Source organism: Pseudomonas sp. WS 5079 (genome assembly GCF_012985465.1).
Taxonomy (GTDB): domain Bacteria; phylum Pseudomonadota; class Gammaproteobacteria; order Pseudomonadales; family Pseudomonadaceae; genus Aquipseudomonas.
The window spans coordinates 97,377-118,477 of sequence record NZ_JAAQWN010000006.1 but is presented as its reverse complement, the minus strand read 5'-3'; the positions used below and the strand labels follow the sequence as shown (position 1 = coordinate 118,477).

Annotated in this window: 17 protein-coding genes; 8 read left to right on the top strand and 9 right to left on the bottom strand. The window is 61.5% G+C overall.

All coding sequences use genetic code 11. The features are described 5' to 3' along the window. Window positions 1–3: 3 nt before the first annotated feature. The 4 genes from HBO05_RS17180 to HBO05_RS17165 form a co-directional block, all read right to left on the bottom strand. Window positions 4–1,410 carry a heavy metal sensor histidine kinase gene (locus HBO05_RS17180; protein WP_172313524.1) on the bottom strand — a complete coding sequence of 469 codons (1,407 nt, stop codon included), beginning with the start codon at window positions 1,408–1,410 and terminating at the stop codon, window positions 4–6. Continuing rightward, on the bottom strand, window positions 1,407–2,081 hold the full coding sequence (locus tag HBO05_RS17175) for a heavy metal response regulator transcription factor (RefSeq protein ID WP_169954818.1): 675 nt from the start codon (window positions 2,079–2,081) through the stop codon (window positions 1,407–1,409). The genes HBO05_RS17180 and HBO05_RS17175 overlap by 4 nt, the downstream gene beginning before the upstream one ends. A gap of 235 nt (window positions 2,082–2,316) precedes the next feature. Beyond that, window positions 2,317–2,511, bottom strand: a complete 195-nt coding sequence (locus HBO05_RS17170; protein WP_170043055.1) for a hypothetical protein — start codon at window positions 2,509–2,511, stop codon at window positions 2,317–2,319. A 174-nt stretch (window positions 2,512–2,685) separates the two neighbouring features. Then, on the bottom strand, window positions 2,686–4,014 hold the full coding sequence (locus HBO05_RS17165; RefSeq protein ID WP_172313522.1) for an OprD family porin: 1,329 nt from the start codon (window positions 4,012–4,014) through the stop codon (window positions 2,686–2,688). 258 nt (window positions 4,015–4,272) lie between these two features. Here HBO05_RS17165 and HBO05_RS17160 point away from each other — a divergent pair, with 258 nt between their 5' ends. Beyond that, window positions 4,273–4,605: a DUF2790 domain-containing protein gene (locus tag HBO05_RS17160; protein ID WP_169954821.1), complete on the top strand. Its 333-nt coding sequence runs from the start codon at window positions 4,273–4,275 to the stop codon at window positions 4,603–4,605. Between the two features lie 103 nt (window positions 4,606–4,708). Then, window positions 4,709–6,025 (top strand): PAS domain-containing methyl-accepting chemotaxis protein, encoded by a 1,317-nt coding sequence (locus HBO05_RS17155; protein ID WP_169954822.1) that lies wholly within the window; start codon window positions 4,709–4,711, stop codon window positions 6,023–6,025. On the opposite strand, the gene HBO05_RS17150 is transcribed toward HBO05_RS17155, so the two are convergent. Then, entirely contained in the window at window positions 6,018–6,554 is a 537-nt protein-coding gene (locus tag HBO05_RS17150; RefSeq protein ID WP_170043053.1) for a GNAT family N-acetyltransferase, read from the bottom strand. The genes HBO05_RS17155 and HBO05_RS17150 overlap by 8 nt on opposite strands. A 72-nt stretch (window positions 6,555–6,626) precedes the next feature. Then, window positions 6,627–7,511 (bottom strand): LysR family transcriptional regulator, encoded by an 885-nt coding sequence (locus HBO05_RS17145; protein ID WP_170043052.1) that lies wholly within the window; start codon window positions 7,509–7,511, stop codon window positions 6,627–6,629. 95 nt (window positions 7,512–7,606) lie between these two features. On the opposite strand from HBO05_RS17145, the gene HBO05_RS17140 reads away from it, so the two are divergent. Continuing rightward, window positions 7,607–9,007, top strand: a complete 1,401-nt coding sequence (locus HBO05_RS17140; protein WP_172313520.1) for an MFS transporter — start codon at window positions 7,607–7,609, stop codon at window positions 9,005–9,007. Window positions 9,008–9,029: 22 nt separating this feature from the next. Here the strand turns inward: HBO05_RS17140 and HBO05_RS17135 are convergent, their stop codons facing one another. Next, window positions 9,030–9,839: an AraC family transcriptional regulator gene (locus HBO05_RS17135; RefSeq protein WP_169954826.1), complete on the bottom strand. Its 810-nt coding sequence runs from the start codon at window positions 9,837–9,839 to the stop codon at window positions 9,030–9,032. Window positions 9,840–9,993: 154 nt separating this feature from the next. Here HBO05_RS17135 and ddlA point away from each other — a divergent pair, with 154 nt between their 5' ends. Then, complete coding sequence (ddlA, locus tag HBO05_RS17130; RefSeq protein WP_172313518.1) at window positions 9,994–11,088, top strand: D-alanine--D-alanine ligase; 1,095 nt, start codon at window positions 9,994–9,996, stop codon at window positions 11,086–11,088. 116 nt (window positions 11,089–11,204) lie between these two features. Here the strand turns inward: ddlA and ggt are convergent, their stop codons facing one another. Continuing rightward, complete coding sequence (gene ggt, locus HBO05_RS17125) at window positions 11,205–13,049, bottom strand: gamma-glutamyltransferase (protein ID WP_172313516.1); 1,845 nt, start codon at window positions 13,047–13,049, stop codon at window positions 11,205–11,207. Window positions 13,050–13,252: 203 nt separating this feature from the next. Here ggt and HBO05_RS17120 point away from each other — a divergent pair, with 203 nt between their 5' ends. From HBO05_RS17120 to HBO05_RS17105, 4 genes are all read left to right on the top strand, one after another. Next, window positions 13,253–13,753 carry a sigma-70 family RNA polymerase sigma factor gene (locus HBO05_RS17120; protein ID WP_169954829.1) on the top strand — a complete coding sequence of 167 codons (501 nt, stop codon included), beginning with the start codon at window positions 13,253–13,255 and terminating at the stop codon, window positions 13,751–13,753. After that, window positions 13,753–14,700 (top strand): FecR domain-containing protein, encoded by a 948-nt coding sequence (locus HBO05_RS17115; protein WP_172313514.1) that lies wholly within the window; start codon window positions 13,753–13,755, stop codon window positions 14,698–14,700. The genes HBO05_RS17120 and HBO05_RS17115 overlap by 1 nt, the downstream gene beginning before the upstream one ends. Before the next feature lie 126 nt (window positions 14,701–14,826). Beyond that, on the top strand, window positions 14,827–17,310 hold the full coding sequence (locus HBO05_RS17110) for a TonB-dependent receptor (RefSeq protein ID WP_262377043.1): 2,484 nt from the start codon (window positions 14,827–14,829) through the stop codon (window positions 17,308–17,310). 283 nt (window positions 17,311–17,593) lie between these two features. Continuing rightward, a complete protein-coding gene (locus HBO05_RS17105) occupies window positions 17,594–19,648 on the top strand; it encodes a TonB-dependent receptor (protein ID WP_172313512.1) in 2,055 nt (684 codons plus the stop codon). 292 nt (window positions 19,649–19,940) lie between these two features. Here the strand turns inward: HBO05_RS17105 and HBO05_RS17100 are convergent, their stop codons facing one another. Continuing rightward, window positions 19,941–20,162, bottom strand: coding sequence for a hypothetical protein (locus HBO05_RS17100; protein WP_172313510.1), 222 nt, complete (start codon window positions 20,160–20,162; stop codon window positions 19,941–19,943). Between the last annotated feature and the right edge of the window lie 939 nt (window positions 20,163–21,101).

Below are 21,101 nucleotides of genomic sequence, written 5' to 3'. Positions count from 1 at the left end.
GCGCTAGGGGACTTGTGGGGTGGCCGGGCGGTTGGGAAATATCAGCCGGAACAGGGTCACCTCGCCCGGCACACTGCTGGCCTCGGCCTGGCCCTGGTGCAGGCTCATGATCGAACGCACGATCGCCAGCCCCAACCCGGTGCCACCTTCGGAGCGGGCGCGGCTGTTGTCGGCGCGGTAGAAACGCTCGAACAGGTGGGGCAGGTGTTGCGCTTCAATCCCCGGGCCCGGGTTGCTCACGGCCAGCGATATGCGCTGCTCGTGGCTGTCGACCTGCAGGGCGATACGCGAGCCGTGCGGGCTGTGGCGGATCGCGTTGGACAGCAGGTTGGAAATGGCCCGCTGAATCATCAACCGATCCCCCTGGACCCAGGCGTCGCCGGCCTGGGTCAACTTCAACCCTTTGTCTTCGGCGCTCAAGGCAAACAGCTCCATGACCCGCAGTGTTTCATCCCGCAGGTTCACCGTGGTAAACGAAGCCCGCGCCGCCGGATGGCTGACCTGCGCCAGAAACAGCATGTCGGCGACAATCCGGGCCAGGCGGTCCAGCTCTTCGGTGCTGGACTCCAGCGCCGACTTGTACTCGTGCGGCGCCCGGGCGCGGGACAGCGTGACCTGGGCCTTGCCCATCAGGTTGGTCAGGGGCGCGCGCAGTTCGTGGGCCAGGTCGTCGGAAAATTGCGACAACTGCTGCACGCCAGCGTCCAGCCGATCGAGCATCACGTTGATGCCCCGGGCCAGTTCGCTGAGTTCCCTGGGCAGGTTCTCGACGGACAGGCGATGGCTCAGGTCCTGGGTGGTGACTTTGCCGGCGACGCGGCTGAATTGCTGCAACGGCGCCAGCCCGCGCTGCACCAGCCACCAGGCGCCCATGCCAATCAGGATCAGCAGCATCGGCAGGGCGATGACCGTGGATTGCAGGTAGGCACTGAGCAATGCCTGATCGTCGGAACGGTCCAGGGACAGCAACACCCGTACGTTTTCCCCGGTGCGCAGGCGCATCAGGCTCGATGCGCTGAGGATCTGGTTGTCGCGGCCATCGGTCCAGTTGAGAAAACCCAGGGTTTGCCCGGCGGCAAAGTCCAGCAGCAACGGTTCCTGGGGCCTGGCGCCGACGCTCAGCAGCACCGCGTTGGCGGGCGCCGGGCCGATGATGGTCAGGTAGAAGTTGTCATGGCCCATCACCAGGTCCAGCAGTGAATGGGGCCGGGCGCTGATGTCGCGGGTGTTGAGGTCCTGGAGCAGGCTGTGCTGGATCTGCTCCATCTTGCTTTCCAGGCCCTTGCGCGCGAGGTTTTCCAGCTCGTGGGTGAGGGCCAGGTACGCCAGGCTCGCCAGCAACACCACCAGGCCTGCGCCCATCAGGCTGACGGTGAGCCCCAGGCGCATGGATAGACTGCCGGATCTCATTGGCGCACTTCCAGCACGTAACCCACGCCACGAATGGTATGGATCAGCTTGACCTCGCTCTGGTCATCGACCTTGGCCCGCAGCCGGCTGATCGACACCTCCACCACGTTGGTGTCGCAGTCGAAGTTCATGTCCCACACCAGGGAAATGAGCTGGGTGCGCGTCAGCACCTCGCCACTCTGGCGCATCAATACCTGCAACAGCGCGAACTCTTTGGTGGTCAGGTCAATGCGCCGCGTGCCCCGGTAGGCGCGATGGCGACGCGGGTCCAGCTCCAGGTCCGCGACGCGGAAGATCTCCGGCATCGCAATTGGCTCACTGCGCCGCAGCAACGAGCGCACCCTGGCCAGCAACTCGGGAAACTCGAAGGGTTTGACCAGGTAATCATCGGCGCCCAGGTCCAGGCCCTTGATCTTGTCGGCCAGACGGCCGCGGGCGGTGAGCATCATCACCCGCAGGGTGCTGTCCCGGCGCAGTTGTTCGAGTACCTGCCAGCCGTCCTTGCCCGGCAGGTTGACGTCCAGGATCACCAGTTCATAGCGCTGCTGCCCGGCCAGGTGCAGGCCGTCGATGCCGCTGGCGGCACGATCGACGACATAACCACTCTCGCTCAAGCCTTGATGCAAGTAGTCGGCAGTTTTTGGTTCGTCCTCAACCACAAGGATACGCATGCAGATTGACCTCTTACTGATAAGCAAACAGGCGACGGGAGCTACACCGAGTAGGGCTGTAGTCCCAAAAGTAGGAAAATTCTGAGCCTTGAAGTAGCTTCAGGGTCAAGGGCGGCGTTGGATGATATCGAGCGGGCAAAAAAAAGCGCCCGTGAGGGCGCTAAAAATTCATCTCCTTCCAAAGGAGCTCCACAAAAAAAAGCTTCAAGAGATGAATGTGCACAGGGTGCGCCGCTCAGGTGGCCTTTGGGGCCGGCGTATCCGAGGGGGCTGGTGTTTGCTCGGTCACGGCTTGGCTGCCGTGGATCTGTTGCTGTTGCTGGCGAAACTCGACCAGCAACTGGCGGGATCGCTCACCGCCGTCGTCGGCCAGGGCAGCGCTGGATGCCGCGCTGATGACAGCGATGAATAAAATGTGCAGTGGCTTCATGAACGTTCTCCGCAAAAGACCCGTGCCGTTAGTTCGCGGTCGGTCGATGCAGGCAGTATATGAAGTGCAACTTAACGAGAACGTGAGGCGCATATTACAGTTCTGACAGGCTGCAAATTGTGAAGAAGTGCTAGTCAACGGCAAGTGAATGTAAGCACTTGCCGTTGAGTGTCATCAGAGGATGGCCAGCGGGTATTCCATGATCAGCCGGAATTCTTCCAGGTCCGACTCAAAGGCACTCGAGCGTACCGTCGCCTGGCGAATGCGCACCGACAGATCTTTCAGGCTGCCGCCCTGAAACACGTACTTGGCCTCGATATCGCGCTCCCAGCGGCGCTGGTCGGTGAGCGGGTCACCCAAGGCGTCGCGGCGCATGTACACCGAGTTGGCGTTGCTGTAGTCAGCGCCCGTGCCCTTGCCATAGCGGGTCATGAACGACAGGCCGGGGATGCCCAGGGTCTGCATGTCGAGGTCATAACGCAGCGCCCACGAGCGCTCCTTGGGCGAGTTGAAGTCGCTGTACTGGATCGAGTTGTCGAGGAAGATCGAGTCTGACTGGCGCAGGTAATCGAAGTCGTTGTTGCCATTGTTGCGCTGGTGGGACAGGGCCAGGCGATGGGCACCGACCTTCACCCCAAGCTTGGCGCTCCAGATATTGTTGTTGAGCTCGCCCAGCAATCGCTTGCCCTCGTCCTGGGCGTTGTAATAGTTGAAGCCGGCAAACATCGCCACCTCTTCGGTCAGCGGAAAATTGACCGCTGTACCGAAGTAGTACTGGTCCCATGCGTCCTTGAGGCGGCTGCTGTACAGGCTCAGGCTCCAATGTTCAGTGGCCTGGTAGTCGCCGCCGAAGTAGCCGACCCAGGGTGCATTCACATTACCTGCGTAAAACGTCGCAAAACCCTCGCGCATGCCGCTTTGGGTGGGCTGGCTCATGGCGTGCAGGCGCCCACCTTGCAGGGTCAGGCCTTCCAGGCTGGTGTTTTCCAGGGTCACGCCCCGAAAGCTTTCCGGCAGCAGGCGTGAGTCACCGTAGTGCACCACCGGAGTTTGCGGGAAGACGTCGCCGACTTTGACCACTGTATCGAGCAGGCGCATTTTTACCGCGCCGCCGAGTTTGCTGTAGTCGTCTTCGGGGCGGTTGCCGCTGTCCACCGGCAGCATGCCGAATGAGCCCTTGCCGCCGCTGCGCCCGGTGCCGGAATCGAGCTTGAGACCGTACATCGCGAACGCATCCAGGCCAAACCCCACGGTGCCCTGGGTGAACCCGGACTCGAACTTGCCGATCAGGCCCTGGGCCCACGCTTCTGAATAGCCATTGCCGGTCGGGCTGGACTGGCCCTTGCGGTCATCGCGGTTGAAGTAAAAGTTGCGCGCCAGCACGTTCAGCGTACTGCCTTCGATAAAGCCCTTGGGTTTGTCTTCGGCGGCCATGCCTGCCAGCGGTGCAGCGCCGGCCAGTGCCGCGATGATGGAAAGGGAAAGTGTGCGGTTAGTGCGCATGTATCGCTCCTCGATGTTGGCAGCTATGAGCTTTTTTAGTCGCCTTGGGCGTTCTTATTGGAGAGCTATCCCTGATGCGGGGAGCCCGGCTCATAGTTGCAAACAGCGGATAACGCGGAGGTGGCACGCGCATTACAATTTTGCCAGTTCAGCGCTCTATTACGGATACGTAATGCGCCCGTGAAGCTGCTGACAGGAAGTGTTGGTTACCCTCGAGCCTGAACTTTCAACGACTTGAAATCAGACGAGGACACTTTAATGAAGCGTTTAACACGAGCCCTGGGTGTAGTGGTTTTTGCTCTGTCCATGGGGGCGATGGCCGAAGGGGGCGGGGATCGCGCCATCGCGCAAATGATGGAAAACAACCAGCAGGCCATGGCTCGCTACGCTGCCAACCAGGGCAAGCCGGCGCCTGAGGTGCAGGCCTATCGGTATGGGATGAAGCTGGATATCGCCCGGGTGGTGAGCGTCACGCCGCCGGTCCGTAGCTGCAAGGTGGTGCCCTCGCGCATGACGTATGAAGACTCCAGCGGCCAGCTCAAGACCCTTGAATATCAGGTCATGGGATTGTGCCGGAACAACGGCAGTTGAGGTGCTGAAAAAATAGTTGAGTCAGGGCCTCAAGCACTCTTCAGAAAATGCTGGATGCGCCGATGGTTAGACAATCCACTATTGACTGCCCTCCGGTGTTCCTATGTTCAATACCCGCTTGAAGCAGGAGCTGTCCGCTCTTCGCGAAGAACTGTCCAGCCTGCAGCAGGTCAAGGAAAGCCTGGAGAGCGAGATGCTGGCCCTGAGCCTCGACCCCGAGGGCCGGATCGAGTCGGTCAACCAGAACTTTCTCGAAGAAATGCTCTACAAGTCCAGCGACCTGCTGGGCCATGCCATCCATGGGTTTGTGCCCGAGCATGTGAAACGCGACGAGTTCCAGCAGCGCTTCAACAACGCCTTGAGCCGTGGCGAACATTTTGCCGGCACCGTGCGCCTGCTGCGCGGCAATGGCAAGGAAGCGTGGTTGCGCTCCATCGTGCAGCCGGTGCGGGGCGCGGATGGGCGCATCAAGCGGTTTTCGGTGTACTCCAGCGACCTGACCCGCACCATCGAGGCGTCGCGCGAGCACGAAAACCTGATCACTGCGCTGGTGCGTTCCACGGCGGTGATCGAGTTTGACCTCAATGGCAATGTGCTGGGCGCCAACGAGCGCTTCCTGCAGGGCATGGGTTACAGCCTGGCGCAGATCCAGGGCAAGCATCACCGCATGTTCTGTGAGCCCCAGGATTACAACAGCGCCGAGTACCAGGCGTTCTGGAAACGCTTGAACAGTGGTGAATTTGTCGCCGGGCGCTTCAAGCGCGTTGATGCCCATGGCCGCGAAGTCTGGCTGGAAGCGTCCTACAACCCGGTGCTGGATGCCAACGACCGACTGTACAAAGTGGTCAAGTTCGCCACGGTGATCACCGACCAGATCAATCAGGAACGCGCGGTGGCCGAGGCTGCCAACATTGCCTACAGCACCTCGTTGCACACCGACAGCAGCGCCCAGCGCGGTACCGCCGTGGTCACCCAGGCGGTGGAGGTGATGCGTGACCTGGCCAAGCACATGGAACAGGCCGGCGAGGGCATCGAGGCGCTCAATGCCCAGTCCCAGGTGATTGGCAGCATCGTCAAGACCATCAGCGCGATTGCCGAGCAAACCAACCTGCTGGCGCTCAACGCCGCCATTGAGGCCGCCCGTGCCGGCGAGCAGGGGCGCGGGTTTGCGGTGGTGGCCGATGAAGTGCGGCAGTTGGCCTCGCGTACCAGCAAAGCCACTGAAGAAATCGTCGGCGTGGTGCGTCAGAACCAGGACATGGCCCGCGATGCCGTGGCGCTGATGACCGATGGCCGGTTGCAGGCCGAGCAGGGATTGTCCCTGGCGGCAGAGGCGGGCACGGTGATCGTCGAGATCCAGGACGGCGCGCAGAAAGTGGTGAGTGCGGTTGGCCAGTTTGCCAATCAGTTATCTACCTAGATGCCTGGCTCAAGGCCGGGGCATGTACCTCGAACAGCAGCAGGTCGAACCACTGCCCATCGAGCAGGAACGCCTTGCGTGAATGCCCGTACTGGGTAAAGCCGCTGCGCTGCAACACCCGCAGCGAGCCCGGGTTCTCTGGGCGCACGGTGGCTTCGATGCGCTTGAGGGCGTGCTCGCCAAAGGCTTTCTGCAGGCCCAGTGCCACGGCCTGCCTTGCCAGGCCGCGGCCGGTGAACTCGGCCCCCATGCGATAGCCCAGGGACGCCGAGTGATAGTAGCGGCGGCGCACCTGGGTAAAGTTGATGCGCCCCACCAGCACACCGTTTTCGCGGATCAGGTACTGATAGGCGCGGTCTTCACTGGCCTCCAGCAGTGCGTTTTCGATGGCGCGCTGTACCCCTTCGACGTTGTAGTACGCCTCGGGCCGGGCATTGATCCAACGTTCGAAAAAGGCCCGATTGGCCAGCTCGAACGCCAGCAGCTCGTTCACGTCATCCCACTGGGGGGGCGTCAATGTCAGGTTCATCCGTGGAAAACCTCGCGGTGGCGATAGCGCATCCTTTCTTCTCACACTCGGGGCGCCGGGTTCAAGTTCTGCTTACCATTGCGCCTGTGCCAAGGCATCGGCAAAGGCGATCAACTTCGGCGAATACTGGCGTGACGGTGGATACACCAGGGAAATTGCGCGGCTGCGCCCCGCAAAGTCCTGCAGCAATGGCACCAGGCGCCCGGCGGCGAGGTCGTCGCGCACGGCAAAATCCATCACCTGGGCAATTCCGAAGCCGCCCACCGCACCGTCCACCAGGGCATCGCCAAGATCGAAAATCAACCGCCCCTCCACATTCACATCGCGCACCTTGCCGTCGAGCATGAACTGCCAGTCCACCATCCGCCCGCTGCGCAGGTTGCGCACCGTGAGGCAGTTGTGGTCGCGCAGTTCTTCGACGGTTTGCGGCGTGCCAAAGCGGGCCAGGTAGGTGGGGGAGGCGACGGTTACCCAGCGCAAGGGCGTCAAGGCGCGGGCAATCAGGCGCTGGTCCTGGATCTCGCCGGTGCGCAGCAATGCATCGAAACCCTCGTCGACAATATCCACCAGGCGGTCGGTCATCACCGCTTCGATGCGCAACTCGGGGTAGCGCAAGGTCAGCTCCCCGATCACGGGCATCACCACCTTGCGCCCGAACAACGACGGGGTGCTGATTTTCAGCAAACCGGAAGGTGTGCAGCGCCGATCGAGCATGAGCTTTTCGGCTTCGGCCAGCTCGGCCAGCAACGGTGCGCTGCGTTCATACAGCATTTGCCCATCCGGGGTCAGGCTGACGCTGCGGGTGTTGCGTTGCAGCAGGCGTACGCCCAGCTCGGCCTCCAGGCGCGAGATAGCACGGGACAAGCCCGATTGCGTGAGCCCCAGGTCAGCAGCAGCGCGGGTGAAACTGCGGGTTTCGGCGACGCGTACCAGCAGGCGAACGGCGTTCAGGTCCATGATTAAAGTCATAACTGAAAGAGTGTTATGGCTATTTATCATCTGTTGGGCATGAAAGACACTGGCCGCACTCTTTTTTTGCACAGGATGTTGTGATGCCCGCCACTCCCTCAAGTCGCCCCTCGGGCTGGATGCTGATGTTGCTGGCTACTGCGCAACTGATCATCGCCCTGGACGCGACTATCGTGTTTGTTGCCTTGCCGCAGATCGGTAGCCACCTGGGCTTTTCTGCCCAGCAATTGCAGTGGGTGGTCAGTGCCTACACCGTGGCGTTTGGCGGCTTTCTATTGCTCGGAGGCCGGGCCACGGACTTGCTGGGCAAGCGCCGTTTGTACCGGGTGGGCCAGTCGTTGTATGCGCTGTCGTCGTTGGCGGCGGTACTGGGCGGTAGCGCGTTGCTGCTGGTGCTGGCGCGTGCGGTGCAGGGGGTGGGCGGCGCGCTGTTGTTTCCGGCGACCCTGGCCTTGATCAACACCCACTACGCCGAAGGGCCGCAGCGCAACCGGGCCTTTGCGGTCTGGAGCGCGGCATCCGCTGCCGGGCTGGCGTTGGGGGCGTTGCTGGGTGGCGTGCTGACTCAGTGGTGGGGCTGGGAGGCGGTGTTTCTGGTCAACGTGCCGTTGGCAGGTGGCTGTGCCCTGGCGGCGCGCTACTGGATCCCGGCCGACGGTGAGCGCAGCCGTGGCCGCAGTTTCGATCTGAGCGGTGCGTTGACCGTCACGGTCGGCGGCACGCTGCTGGTGTTCGCCCTGGTGCAGGGGCCGGAGTGGGGCTGGACGGCGCCCGCGACCCTGGGCTGCATGCTGCTGGCGCTGGTCTTGCTTGGGCTGTTCGCCTGGATTGAACACCGTGGCCGCGACCCATTGATGCCGCTGCGCCTGCTGGGCTACCGCGAGTTGCGCATGGCCATGGTGCTGACGGCGGTGTTTATGAGCAGCTTTGGCGTGCAGTACTACTTCCTCGCGCTGTACTACCAGCAGGTCTACGGCTACAGCGTGTTGCAGGCCGGGCTGGCGTTCTTGCCGGCGACGTTGGTGTGTACTTTGGGGATCTGGCTGGCGGAGCGCGCGCTGGTAAAAATCGGCTTGCGCAACACCCTGGTCAGCGGCCAGTTGGCGGGGGCGCTGGGGATTGCCCTGGTGTGCCTGGCGCTGCCCACCGGCGCGGGATTCTGGTGGTTGTTGCCTGGGATCTTTATCTTGAGCCTTGGTCAGGGCATGACCTGGACCGCGATGTGGGTGGCCGCAGGCCTGGGTGTCAAACCGGGGGAGCAGGGTGTGGCGGCGGGCATGGCCTCGACCACGCAACAGATTGGCGGCGCGCTGGGGTTGGCGGTGCTGGTGTCGCTGGCCAATGCCGGTGGGGCGACGGGGGCGGGTCAAGCCCAGGGCATCGAGTTGGCATTGTGGTGGAGCGCGGGGATTGCGCTGGCCGGGGCGGTGGTGGCGAAGCGGCTGCGAGCTCCACGGCAGGAGGCGCTAGCCGAAGCCACATAGGCTGCCCACCGTTGATCGGGTTTTAGCGGCCGAGCATCTTCACCCACCGCGACGGTGGTATGCCAAAGGTGCTGCGAAACTGTCGGGTCATGTGGCTCTGGTCGGTGAAGCCTGCGATCAGCGCTGCATCCACCAGTGACTGGCCCTGGCCCAGCAGATTGCGCACCAGGTCGAGGCGGCGCATGGTCAGGTAGCGATAGGGACTGGTGCCGAACAACAGGCGAAAGTCCCGCGACAAGGCCCAGCGATCCCGCCCGCAGTGCGCGGCCATTTCATCCAGGGTGATGCTGCGCCCCAGGGCGCTGTGGATAAATTCCCGGGCGCGTTCGGCGGCCTGGTAATCAAACGTCTTGCGGCTGACGCTGATACCCGACGCGTTGTTCAGGGCATGGGCCAGGTCGAACAACGCGTCCTGCTCCTGCATTGGGTCCAGCGGGCAGTCGAGCTGCTGCACAAAGGCCTGGCAGGCCCGGTGCAGCCATGGGTCGTTGGACAGCCCGTTGTGGATAAACGGCAACGGCTTGCCGCCGAGAATCTGCTGGATCTGCGCCGGCTCCACATAAATCATCCGATACTTGAAGCCCTCGTCGCTGCCGGCCCAGCCATCGTGGACCTCATCCGGATGGATCACCATGGTCGTGCCCGGCAGGCTGTGAGTCTGGCTGCCGCGATAATGAAAGCTCTGCACACCGAACAGGGTATGGCCGATGGCGTAGGTATCGTGGCGATGAGGGTCGAAGCCGAACCCGGAGAAATACGCCTCGATTCGCTCCAGCCCGCTGGCATGGGGCGCCCGGTGCAGCCAGTCGATGTTTGCGGTGGGTTTGCCCATGGGATGTTTTTCGAAAGATGTCGGATGGAGTTACGTTAACTGAGTCTGGGGCGGCTGTCTGCCAGGGTCTTGTACGATTGTGCGCGGCTTCAACGGTGGCAAATTGCTGACCGCTCGTGGTAATAAGCCCTACATTTCCAATGTGAGGCAGGCTATGAGCAAGTTGCGGGTGGGTATTATTTTTGGCGGGCGTTCGGCCGAGCATGAAGTGTCCTTGCAGTCGGCCCGCAACATCGTCGACGCCCTCGATCGCACACGCTTCGAGCCGGTACTGATCGGCATCGACAAGGCCGGCCACTGGCACCTCAATGACACCTCGAACTTCCTGCTCAACCAGGAAAACCCGGCGCTGATCGCCCTCAACCAGTCCAACCGTGAACTGGCGGTGGTGCCGGGCAAGGCCAGCCAGCAATTGGTGGAAACCTCGGGCCAGGGCTTGCTGGAACATGTCGATGTGATCTTCCCCATCGTCCATGGCACCCTCGGCGAAGACGGCTGCCTGCAAGGGTTGCTGCGCATGGCGGACCTGCCGTTCGTGGGGTCCGACGTGCTGGGTTCGGCGGTGTGCATGGACAAGGACATCAGCAAGCGCCTGCTGCGCGATGCCGGTATCGCGGTGGCGCCCTTCATCACCCTCAACCGCGGCAACGCGGCACGCACCACCTTCGACCAGGCCCGGCAAAAGCTCGGTTTGCCGCTGTTCGTCAAACCGGCCAACCAAGGCTCCTCGGTGGGCGTGAGCAAGGTGGCTGACGAAGCCCAGTACCTGGCGGCGATTGAACTGGCCCTGGGTTTCGATGAAAAAGTGTTGGTGGAGTCTGCCGTCAAAGGCCGCGAAATCGAATGCGCGGTGCTGGGCAACGAGCGTCCCATCGCCAGCGGCTGTGGCGAGATCGTGGTACGTGACGGCTTCTATTCCTACGACAGCAAATACATCGACGACCAGGCCGCCCAAGTACTGGTGCCGGCGGATATCAGCGCCCAAGCCAGCGAACGCATTCGGGCCCTGGCCGTTGAGGCCTTTGAAGTGCTGGGCTGCGCCGGGCTGGCGCGGGTCGATGTGTTTCTGTGCGAGGACGGTGAAGTCCTGATCAACGAGGTCAACTCACTGCCCGGCTTCACCCGCATCAGCATGTACCCCAAGTTGTGGCAGGCGGCGGGGATGAGCTACAGCGAACTGGTCAGCCGCCTGATCGAACTGGCACTGGAGCGACATACGGCGCGCAAGGGGCTGAAGATCAGTCGCTAAGCTTCAAACGCCATCGCCGGCAAGCCGGCTTCTACAGGGTGTGGCGTATCCTGCCGTTAACCTTGTAGGAGCCGGCTTGCCGGCGATGAGGCCCGTAAAGGCGATACAACCCTGGGTCAATCCCCCAACGCTTCCCCCTCACGCCGCGGATCCGCGCCACCACTCCAGGTCGCCTTACCCTGGGCATCGCGTACCCGCACAATGGCCTGGGTGCCGCTGGTCATCTCGATCTCGCTCAAGGTGTGCCCTCGCGCCTTGAGCGCCGCCTTCAACGGCTCGCTGAACAGCCCTTGCTCCAGCTCGGTCGCGCCGTTGCGGCTGCCGAAGTTGGGCAGGCTGATGGCGGCTTGCGGGTCGAGGTTCCAGTCGAGCATGCCCACCAGGGATTTGCTCACGTATTCGATGATCTGCGATCCGCCGGGAGAGCCGACCGTGGCCAGCAGCTCGCCGCTTTGGCGGTCGAAGACCAGGGTCGGCGCCATGGACGAACGGGGGCGTTTGCCCGGCTCGATGCGGTTGGCTACCGGCTGGCCGTTTTCCTCGGGGATAAAGGAAAAGTCAGTCATCTGATTGTTCAGCAGGAAGCCCTGGACCATCACGTGGGAACCAAACGCGGCTTCGATGGTGGTAGTCATCGATACTGCACCGCCCTGGTCATCCACGGCCACCACTTGCGAGGTGGAAATGCGCAGTGGCGAGCGATCCGGCGCGTAGGCCACCTGAACCCCCGCCGGTTGGCCGGGCGTGGCCGCGCCCATGCTGCGCTCACCCACCAATGCGGCGCGGCTGGCCAGGTAGCCGGGTGCGACCAGGCCCGCGACCGGCACTGGGACAAAGTCGGTGTCGGCGATGTATTGGGCGCGGTCGGCGTAGGCCAGGCGATCGGCCTCGGCAATCAAATGCACGGCCTCGGGTACGGGTTCCAGGCCGGCGGCTGTTGCGGCCTGCACCGGCTTGAGCGGCGCCAGGGCCCAGCGTGGGTCGCGGGCTTCGAGGGCCTGCAAGGTGCCGAGGATCTGCGCAATGGCCACCCCGCCCGAAGAGGGTGGCGGCATGCCGCACACTTGCCAGCGCTTGTAGTCGGTACACAGCGGCGCGCGTTCCTTGGCGCGGTAGCCCTGGAGATCGTTCAGCGCAAGGCGGCCAGTGTTGTGATGGCTCTGGACCTTGCGTGCAATCTCCTCGGCGATTGGACCGCTATAGAGTGCCTCGGGCCCCTCCTTGGCGATACGCTTGAATACATTGGCCAGCGCCGGGTTTTTCAACAGCGTGCCCGTGGCTTTCGGGCTGCCGTCGGCGTTGAGGAAGTACGCCGCCATGTCCGGTGACTGGCTGATGTAGCGGTCGGCGGCGATCAGGCTGTGCAGGCGCGCAGAAATCGCAAAGCCTTGTTCGGACAACTGGATCGCCGGCGCAAACAACTGCGCCCAGGGCAGGCGACCGCTGTGTTCGTGGGCCATTTTCAGCGCGCGCAGCACACCGGGGGTGGCGACCGAGCGACCACCGATCTGCGCCTGGGCAAAGGCCATCGGTGTGCCGTCGGCATTCAACAGCATATCGGCCGTGGCGCTGGCCGGTGCGGTTTCACGGCCGTCATAGGCCCGTACCTGCTTGCCATCCCACAGCATGATAAAGGCGCCACCGCCGATCCCCGAGGACTGCGGCTCTACCAGGGTCAGCACCGCTTGCATGGCGATGGCCGCATCGATTGCCGAGCCGCCCAGGCGCAAGATCTTGCGCCCGGCTTCGGCCGCCAGCGGGTTGGCCGCCGCCGCCATATGGCGCTCGGCGTGGCGTACTTTCATGTCGGTGCGATAACCCGAGCCCAGCTCCGGGGCGGGCGGCAGGTCGGGGGTGCTGGTGCTGTGGCAGGCGCCGAGGCTGAGGGCGGCGGCGATCACCGAAAGGCTGGTGAGGCGCTGCAAGCGTAGGTTGAAAAGCACGCGCTGAACTCCGTTCATTTTGAGAATGATCTGTTGTCCCTGGGATGATGCTTTGCGGTAAATCGCACCTGGCAGATATCTGCGGGGAAGGAGGGCGGACACTAACAGCGGGGATGCAAGAGCGTCAAAAACCGATGGGTAACAGAATCGATCTTGCGCAAATCCCGTGCGGGCAAGACAATGCGATTAATTATCAATTGAATTATTGGTCTTTACCGCCCATGTCCGCTCCCGATCATGCTGCGCTGCACGTGTTGTACAGCGAACACAATGGCTGGCTCAAAGCCTGGCTGCGCGCGCGCATGGGCAATGCCAGCGATGCCGCGGACCTGGCGCAGGACACCTTCGTGCGCCTGTTGACCTCCCGGGACGTGGCACAGATTCGCGAGCCGCGGACCTACCTCAGTGCCATCGCCCGGGCGTTGATGATCGACAAATTCCGCCGCCGTGCGCTCGAACAGGCTTATCTGGAGGCCCTGGCCCTGCGCCCGGAACCCCTGGAGATTTCCCCGGAAACCCGCCTGCTGATCTTTGAAACCCTGGTGGCGGTGGACACCTTGCTCGACGGCCTGGGCGAACGTACCCGGCAGATTTTCCTCGCGGTACAGCTGGAAGGCTTGAACTATGTGGCGACCGCCGAGCGTTACGGCGTGTCCGTCACCACGGTCAAAAAGCACTTGATCCGCGCCATGACCCGCTGCCTGCTGCTCACGGAAGATTGATGAGCACCACCCTGGATATCCAGACCCTGGAAGCCGCGGCCACCTGGTACGTGCAACTCAAGGGGACGAACCCTTGCGATGCCGACCGCCAGGCCTGGCGCACCTGGCTGCAGGCAAGTCCCCAGCATGCGCGGGCGTGGGCCCGGGTGGAAAAACTGCACAGCCAATGGGCCGGCCTGCCGGCGGATGTGGCGTTGCCCACGCTCGCTGGTGGGCGCGCCCGGCGCCGGGAGGTGTTGAAGATCCTTGCGGTGTTGCTGGCGGTGGGCGGCAGCGGTTGGCTGGCCACCGAGACCGTGCCTTACCAGGCGCTGATGGCCAATCAACGCACCGCTACCGGCCAGCGTCGCCATCTGCGTCTTTCAGATGGCAGCCAGGTCGACCTGAACACTGACAGCGCCATGGATATTGTCTTCAGCGGGCAACTGCGCGCGATCCATCTGCACCGTGGCGAGATTCTGGTGCAGACCGCCCGCGATGCCCTGGGCCGGCCGTTTGTGGTGCAGACGCCCCAGGGTACGGTGCGCGCCCTGGGCACGCGTTTCACCGTGCGCTGCGGGCCCGGTCACACCGATGTGTGTGTGATCGAACAGGCGGTGGAGTTGCGTCCCCTGGATAACCCCGCGCAGGTCTTGCGCCTCGATGCCGGGCAACAGTCCGGTTTCAATCGCCAGCAGGTCGGCCCGATGACTGCGGCCCCGGCAGGCGCAGGCGCCTGGAGCCAGGGGATGTTGACGGTACTGGACTGGCGCCTGGCGGATTTCCTCGCCGAGTTGGGGCGCTATCGTGCCGGCGTGCTGCGCTGTGCGCCGGCGATTGCCGACCTGCGCCTGAGCGGGGCGTTTCGCATTGATGACACCGACACCGTCCTTGACAACCTGCGCCAATCCCTCGCGGTCAATGTGCGTTACGTGACGCGTTACTGGGTCACGGTGGAACCTGCCTGAGCGACCTCTGCTTTTTTTTTGCGAATTATTCCCATTGGCGGTTGCTGATTTTCATTTTCGTTCGGCCATGTACCGAAAGCAGCGATTACGACTGTTGCTATGTTCTGCCAACGGAAGGAAACCCCCATGTCACGATTCTCTCTGCGGGCCGCCCGGCCGCTTGCCAAGGCGGTGCACCTGGCATTGGCCCTTGGTGCCTTTTCGGCCCTGAACCTGGCGCCAACCCAGGCCATGGCGCAAAGCCTGCCGGTGGTCTACCAGATCCAGCCGGGCGCCCTGGGCTCGGCGTTAAGCCTGTTTGCCACGGCCGCCAACGTCACTTTGTCGTTCAGCAGCGAGCAGACCCAAGGCATGACCACGCCGGGCCTGAGCGGTACTTATAGTGTCGAGGAAGGCCTGTCGCGCCTGCTCGCCGGCAGCGGCTTGCAGGCCCAGCGCCAGGGCAATGGCACTTACATCCTGGTGCCGGCGGTGCAGGGCGACACCCTGCAATTGGGCGCTACCACCATTTCCGGCCTGGGGACTACCAGCGAGGGTACGGGGTCCTACACCGTGGCGTCGACCCAGACCGCGACCAAGCTCAACCTTTCGCTGCGCGAAACCCCGCAGACCGTCAGCGTGATCACTCGCCAGCGTATCGATGACCAGAACCTGCGCAGCATCGGCCAGGTGCTGGAGCAGACGCCGGGGATCAACGTACAGAGCCCCGGCAGCGACCGCTTGTATGTATTTTCCCGTGGGTTGGCCATCGACAACTATCAGTACGATGGCATGCCGACCACATCCTTCGCGTTCAGTCAGGCATTGCCCCAGGCCTTGTCGGACATGGCCATCTACGACCGGATTGAAGTGCTGCGTGGCGCTTCGGGCCTGATGTCGGGCGCCGGTGATCCGTCCGGCACGGTGAACCTGATCCGCAAGAAACCGACCGATACGTTCAAGGGCTACGTCAGTGCCGGGCTGGGTTCGTGGGACTTGTACCGCAGCGAAGTGGACGTGTCCGGGCCCTTGACCGAAACCGGTAACCTGCGTGGCCGGGCGGTAGCGGCGTATCAGCAGGGCAACAGCTTCACCGACCATTTGCAGCAGGAAAAGACCATTGTGTATGGCGTGGTCGAAGCCGATTTGAGTGAGACCACCCTGCTGACGGCGGGCGTGGAATACCTCGATAACGACCCCAAGGGCTTTTCCACCACCGGCCTGCCGCTGCTGGACAGCAATGGCAAGCGCCTGCACACCTCGCGCTCCGACAACCCGGCCAGCCGTGACAGCAGCAACCGCCAGGAGTCGGTCAACACCTTCGCCTCCATCGAGCAGAAACTGGCCTATGACTGGACCCTGAAAGTCTCCGCCAATGCCATGTATGGCACCCGCGACTACGACTCGATCATCGTCGGCACCACCACAGGCTTCGTGAATGCCCAGACCGGCAATGGCCTGAGCTATACCGCCACCAAGGGCGACAACACCCAGGAACAGAAAGGCCTGGATATCATGTTTTCCGGCCCGTTCCAGCTGATGGGGCGCGAGCATGAGCTGGTATTTGGCTTCAACTTCCAGGACTACGAAAACCGTCGTAACGGCTTCGGCAACCTGCTGGCCGACGGCACCAGCAACAACGGTGTCAGCGGCAAGCCGGTGAATATCTACAGCTGGAACAACTATGCACCGCATGCGTCCTACAACTTCAACCGCGAAGACGACAACATCGACCAGTGGCAGAACGGGGTTTACCTGGCCACGCGCCTAAAACCCAGTGATGAGCTGTCGGTAATCCTCGGGGCGCGGGTCAGCAACTATCGGTATGACGCCTCGCTGCATTACAACGTGGCGAACATGGTGCGCTTCAACACCGACGACAGCGTGCGGGTCAATGGTGAGGTCACGCCATATGCGGGCGTGGTCTATGACCTCACGCCCAACCACTCGCTGTACGCCAGCTACACGAGTATTTTCAAACCCCAGCCCTACCGTGACAGGAGCGGCAGGCTGCTGGACCCGCGTGAGGGCAACAACTACGAAATCGGCCTCAAGAGCGACTACTACGGTGGGCGCTTGAACACCTCTGTTGCCTTGTTCGAGGTCGACCTGGAGAACGACGCCGTGGCCGATGGCATGGTCGCCGGCAGTGACACCCTGACCGCCTATGCGGCGAAAAAAACCAAGACCCGGGGGGTGGATATGGAAGTCAGCGGCGAGCTGCTGCCCGACTGGAACCTTGCCGCCAGCTACAGTCACAGTGTGGTCAAGGATGAGCAGCACGAACGCGTCAAAAGCAGCATCCCCGCCGACCTGGTCAAGGTCTGGACCACCTACCGCCTGCCCGGCGAACTGGAGCGCCTGACCCTTGGCGGCGGGGTGAACTGGCAAAGCGCGATCAACCTGACGGTGGACTCCTGGCGCTTCAGCCAGCCCGCCAAGGTCAAGCAGGGCGACTACGCCACTGTCAACCTGATGGCCCGCTATCAACTGACGCCACAATGGTCCGCGACTGCCACGCTCAACAACCTGCTGGACAAGAAGTACATCAGCTCCCTGGATGGCAACTTCTACAGCGGTTCCTACGGGGAGCCGCGAAACTTCATGCTGAGCACCAAATACGCTTTCTGATGGCATTGCCGCCCCGCAACGGTCCTGATTCAGGCCATTGCGGGGCGGCGAGCAGGGCATTAATTCGATTTTTTAGTAAATACTTTAACGTTGCAAAATATCCTCTGATTGACGATTTAATCGGCTTTTCGCTGTATTTCGAAGAAAATAAATCTATTTGAAATGTATGGAATTGTGTCGACATTGTCATAAATGCTTTTCTAAATGATAAAGATTTGCATTACACTCCGCGACCTTTAGTGCTCCGTCTTGGTGCATATCGGCTCAACAAGGACTGTTTGCAATGAATAATCCCCCCTACCTGTTCAGCTCTCTTTTCCTGGCCGTCGGCATGCTGATCGCCGCCCCGGCGTTGCAAGCAGAAGAGATTGGTGAGGTCGATAAACACGCCGTCACCGAACTCGACACCTCGTTCGTCACCGCCACCGGCGGCGCCACGGACCTGCGCGATGCACCCGCGAGCGTCAGCGTGATTACCCGCGAAGAAATCGAGCGCCAGCCGGTGTATGACCTCAACACTCTGCTGCGGCGTGTGCCCGGCGTTACCGGTGGCTTCGGCCCGGTGGGCGAGCAATCGAAAATCAAACTGCGTGGCCTGGACGACAAGTACACCTTGATCCTGGTGGACGGCAAACGCCTCGGCGGTTCCGGGGATTTGAGCTATCGCCGCGACCTGGCGCGCCAGGACCTGAACTGGATCACCCCGAACATGATTGAGCGCATCGAGATCGTGCGCGGCCCCATGTCTTCGCTGTACGGCTCGGATGCCATGGGCGGGGTGATCAACATCATCACCCGCAAGGTCTCGAGCACCTGGAGTGGTTCGGCCAACATCAACACCACGATTCCCGAAGACTCCGATCGGGGCCAGACCACCCAGACCAGCCTCAACCTGTCCGGGCCATTGACTGAGTCGGTGGGCCTGCGCCTGGGCGCCAACCTGACCCGGCGGGCCGCCGATGAGGTCACGGCGCGCCTGGATAAGGATGGCGAGTTCATGTACGGCGACGGCGCTGGCGGCGCCAAGGACCACAGTGTCAACGCCTTGCTCGACTGGAAGATCAACGATGAGCAGAGCCTGTCGTTCGAGGCCGTGCATGGTGTGGAGCGGTCCTGGTCGAGTAAAAAGACCTTTGGTGACTGGGGCGAAACCATCGGTGGCAGCTTTGGTCCTGGCCGTTTGATTCGTGACAGCTACTCCGTTTCCCACAGCGGGGACTGGAGTTTCGGCACCTCGAAGGTCGACCTGTACCTGAACAAATTCAAGAACGATATCGACTGGGGCAAATCCAGCGCCGAAGAAAAAATCGCCGAAGGCAGCCTGAACATTCCGTTTGAATTGCTCCTCAGCCAGCGCATGACCGTGGGCGGGCAGTGGAAGCGTGAAGAGCTGACCAACAGCGACACCCTGGGCACGGTGCCCGTGGACTATCAGGGCGCTGCGGTTTCCGGCTCGTCGCTCAAGGGTGACTACTCGGCTGCGTTTATCGAAGATGAATTGTACCTGCTCGACAACCTGGCCCTGACCCTGGGCAACCGTTTCGACCACAGTCAAGACTACGGCAACCACAACAGCCCACGGGCGTACCTGGTCTACCATCCGCACCCGGACTGGACCGTGCGCGGTGGTGTGTCCAAGGGCTTCCGTGCGCCAAGCCTGAAAGAGGGCAGCGCCGGTGCCGCCACCGAGTCCGGCGGTCGCGGTTGCGGCTCGTTGAAACCCCTGGGTTATGTGAGCGGCAGTTGCTGGATGGCGGGTAACCCGAACCTGTCGCCAGAGACCAGCGTCAACAAGGAAATGGGTGTGTCCTTCGACCGTGATGGTTGGGAAGCCAGCCTGACGTACTTCCATACCGACTTCGAAGACAAGATCGAATATGCGCCACTGGGCCAATTCCAGGGTCGCTGGTGGACCATGCTGGAAAACGTCGAAAAAGCGCGCACCCGCGGCTGGGAAGGCTCGGTTCGCGTGCCGCTGACCGACTCCCTGGACTGGCGCACCAACGCCACCTACATGCTGGAAAGCAAAAACCTGTCCACCGGCGAAGACCTGATCAGCGCGCCCAAGTTGTCTGCTTTCAGTGCAATCAACTGGCAGGCCACCGACAAGCTCAACACCGAACTGTCGGCGCAGCATGTGGGTAAACAGCGCGGGGTGGGCAATGACTTCGTCAAGTCCTACACCACCTACGACCTGACGGCGAACCTGGCCGTGACCAAGTGGCTGACGCTCAATGGCGGCGTGCAGAACCTGCTGGACGAAGATGCGCGGGATGGTTCGACGACGTTCTATGTGCCGGGCCGGGCGTTTTTTGCCGGGGCGACGACTTACTTCTAAGGTGTAGACATGGCCCGTGAGCTATAGCTGCTCGCGGGCTTGCTCTCCAGGATTTCTGCGGGCATAAAAAAACGGCCTACCTTTCGGTAAGCCGTTTTTAGTACTTGGTGGTACACAGTCATTTGAACTGGTCTTGTAATGCTCTGTATTTAAAGGGTTTTGTATGGTGTGTTTCAGTTAGGCATACATGTAGGCATACACGCTGCTTGCTTCTGCCTATGGATGTAGTCGTATTCCCGCTAGGTGAAGCACCACCAGGTGGTAGGTGATGTGTAGCCATTCGACCGGGTATTCACATATTTGTCCGACCTTCTGCCGACAGTGAGGCGAGGGCAAGGGTGATGAATCCTGCATTTCCATCCAGGGTATCCAGTGCCCCTCGAATGTTCTGTGCCACTTCTGTAGATCCTCTTTGCTCAACCCAGTTTGACAGCTCCTCGATAGCTGCCCCCAGGGCCAGTTGGTTTTCATTCATGCGCTTGAGTAATGAAGCAAGCAAAGGGGTGTCTTCCATGATGTTCTCCCGCCGTGTTGTGAGGTAGTCAATCTACCTCGAGCCAGTGGCATTGCATATCAGCTGTCCTCACCACCTGGTGATCGGAAATCACGCTGGTCATCTTGATTCACGAGAGGACAACAATGTGGTGTAGGGCCAATTTGGAAGGGCAGCATGAGAGCACATATCCAGCCCCCCTCCAAAACTGGTGTAACCGGTGTTACGGGTGTAACGCCCTTCACCAAACGCCCGGTTTCATTGGCTTTCACGGCTGTTACACAGCAGCGCTGCATCGCGTACATCGGATGTAACGCTGCCCATGCGTGTAACGCTAAAGTCAGCATCCTGGGTTGTGGGCAGGCGCTTGTTGCTCCGGTCTGCCAAGCGAATTTCGCCGGCTCCGCCTTTCGAGGAGAGGAAATCACGCTGGGGACCCTGAGAGGTTTCGCTTCACACGGGGCATGAAACCCGCGGGATCGTGGTAGCGGCAACCACACTAGCTTACTGAAATTTCAATGTTGAAATTGAAAGGATCTTGAAGAGAAAAGGGCATCTTTACCGTATTGGTAACGGTGCTCGCAGATAGCTGAAAAGGTAGGGCATATGCACAGGTGAATTGGAGTTCACCAGCTTCACCTGTTCACTAAGCTGGGTGCCTTCCGCCAACACGATCTGGCGGGTTTCCTACTCCGTGACAAACCAACATGCACAGGGACCCCGTTGTCTAATCAAAGCCAAGAAGATGATCGATCCGCTTTCGCTGGAGGAGCAATACTGATGGGGCTAGGGGGGTACCCTAATAAAACCGTGTTACGGGTGTTGCGATTCCTTGTAAGTATATGTTTTAAAATGACTTATTTTGCGTTACACAGCTGTGTTCCGTTTGCCGATAGACGTGTTACAGGGCAAATAGGTGTTACATCAAGAACTGCTCTGCGAGGAGCGGCTTATGATGAT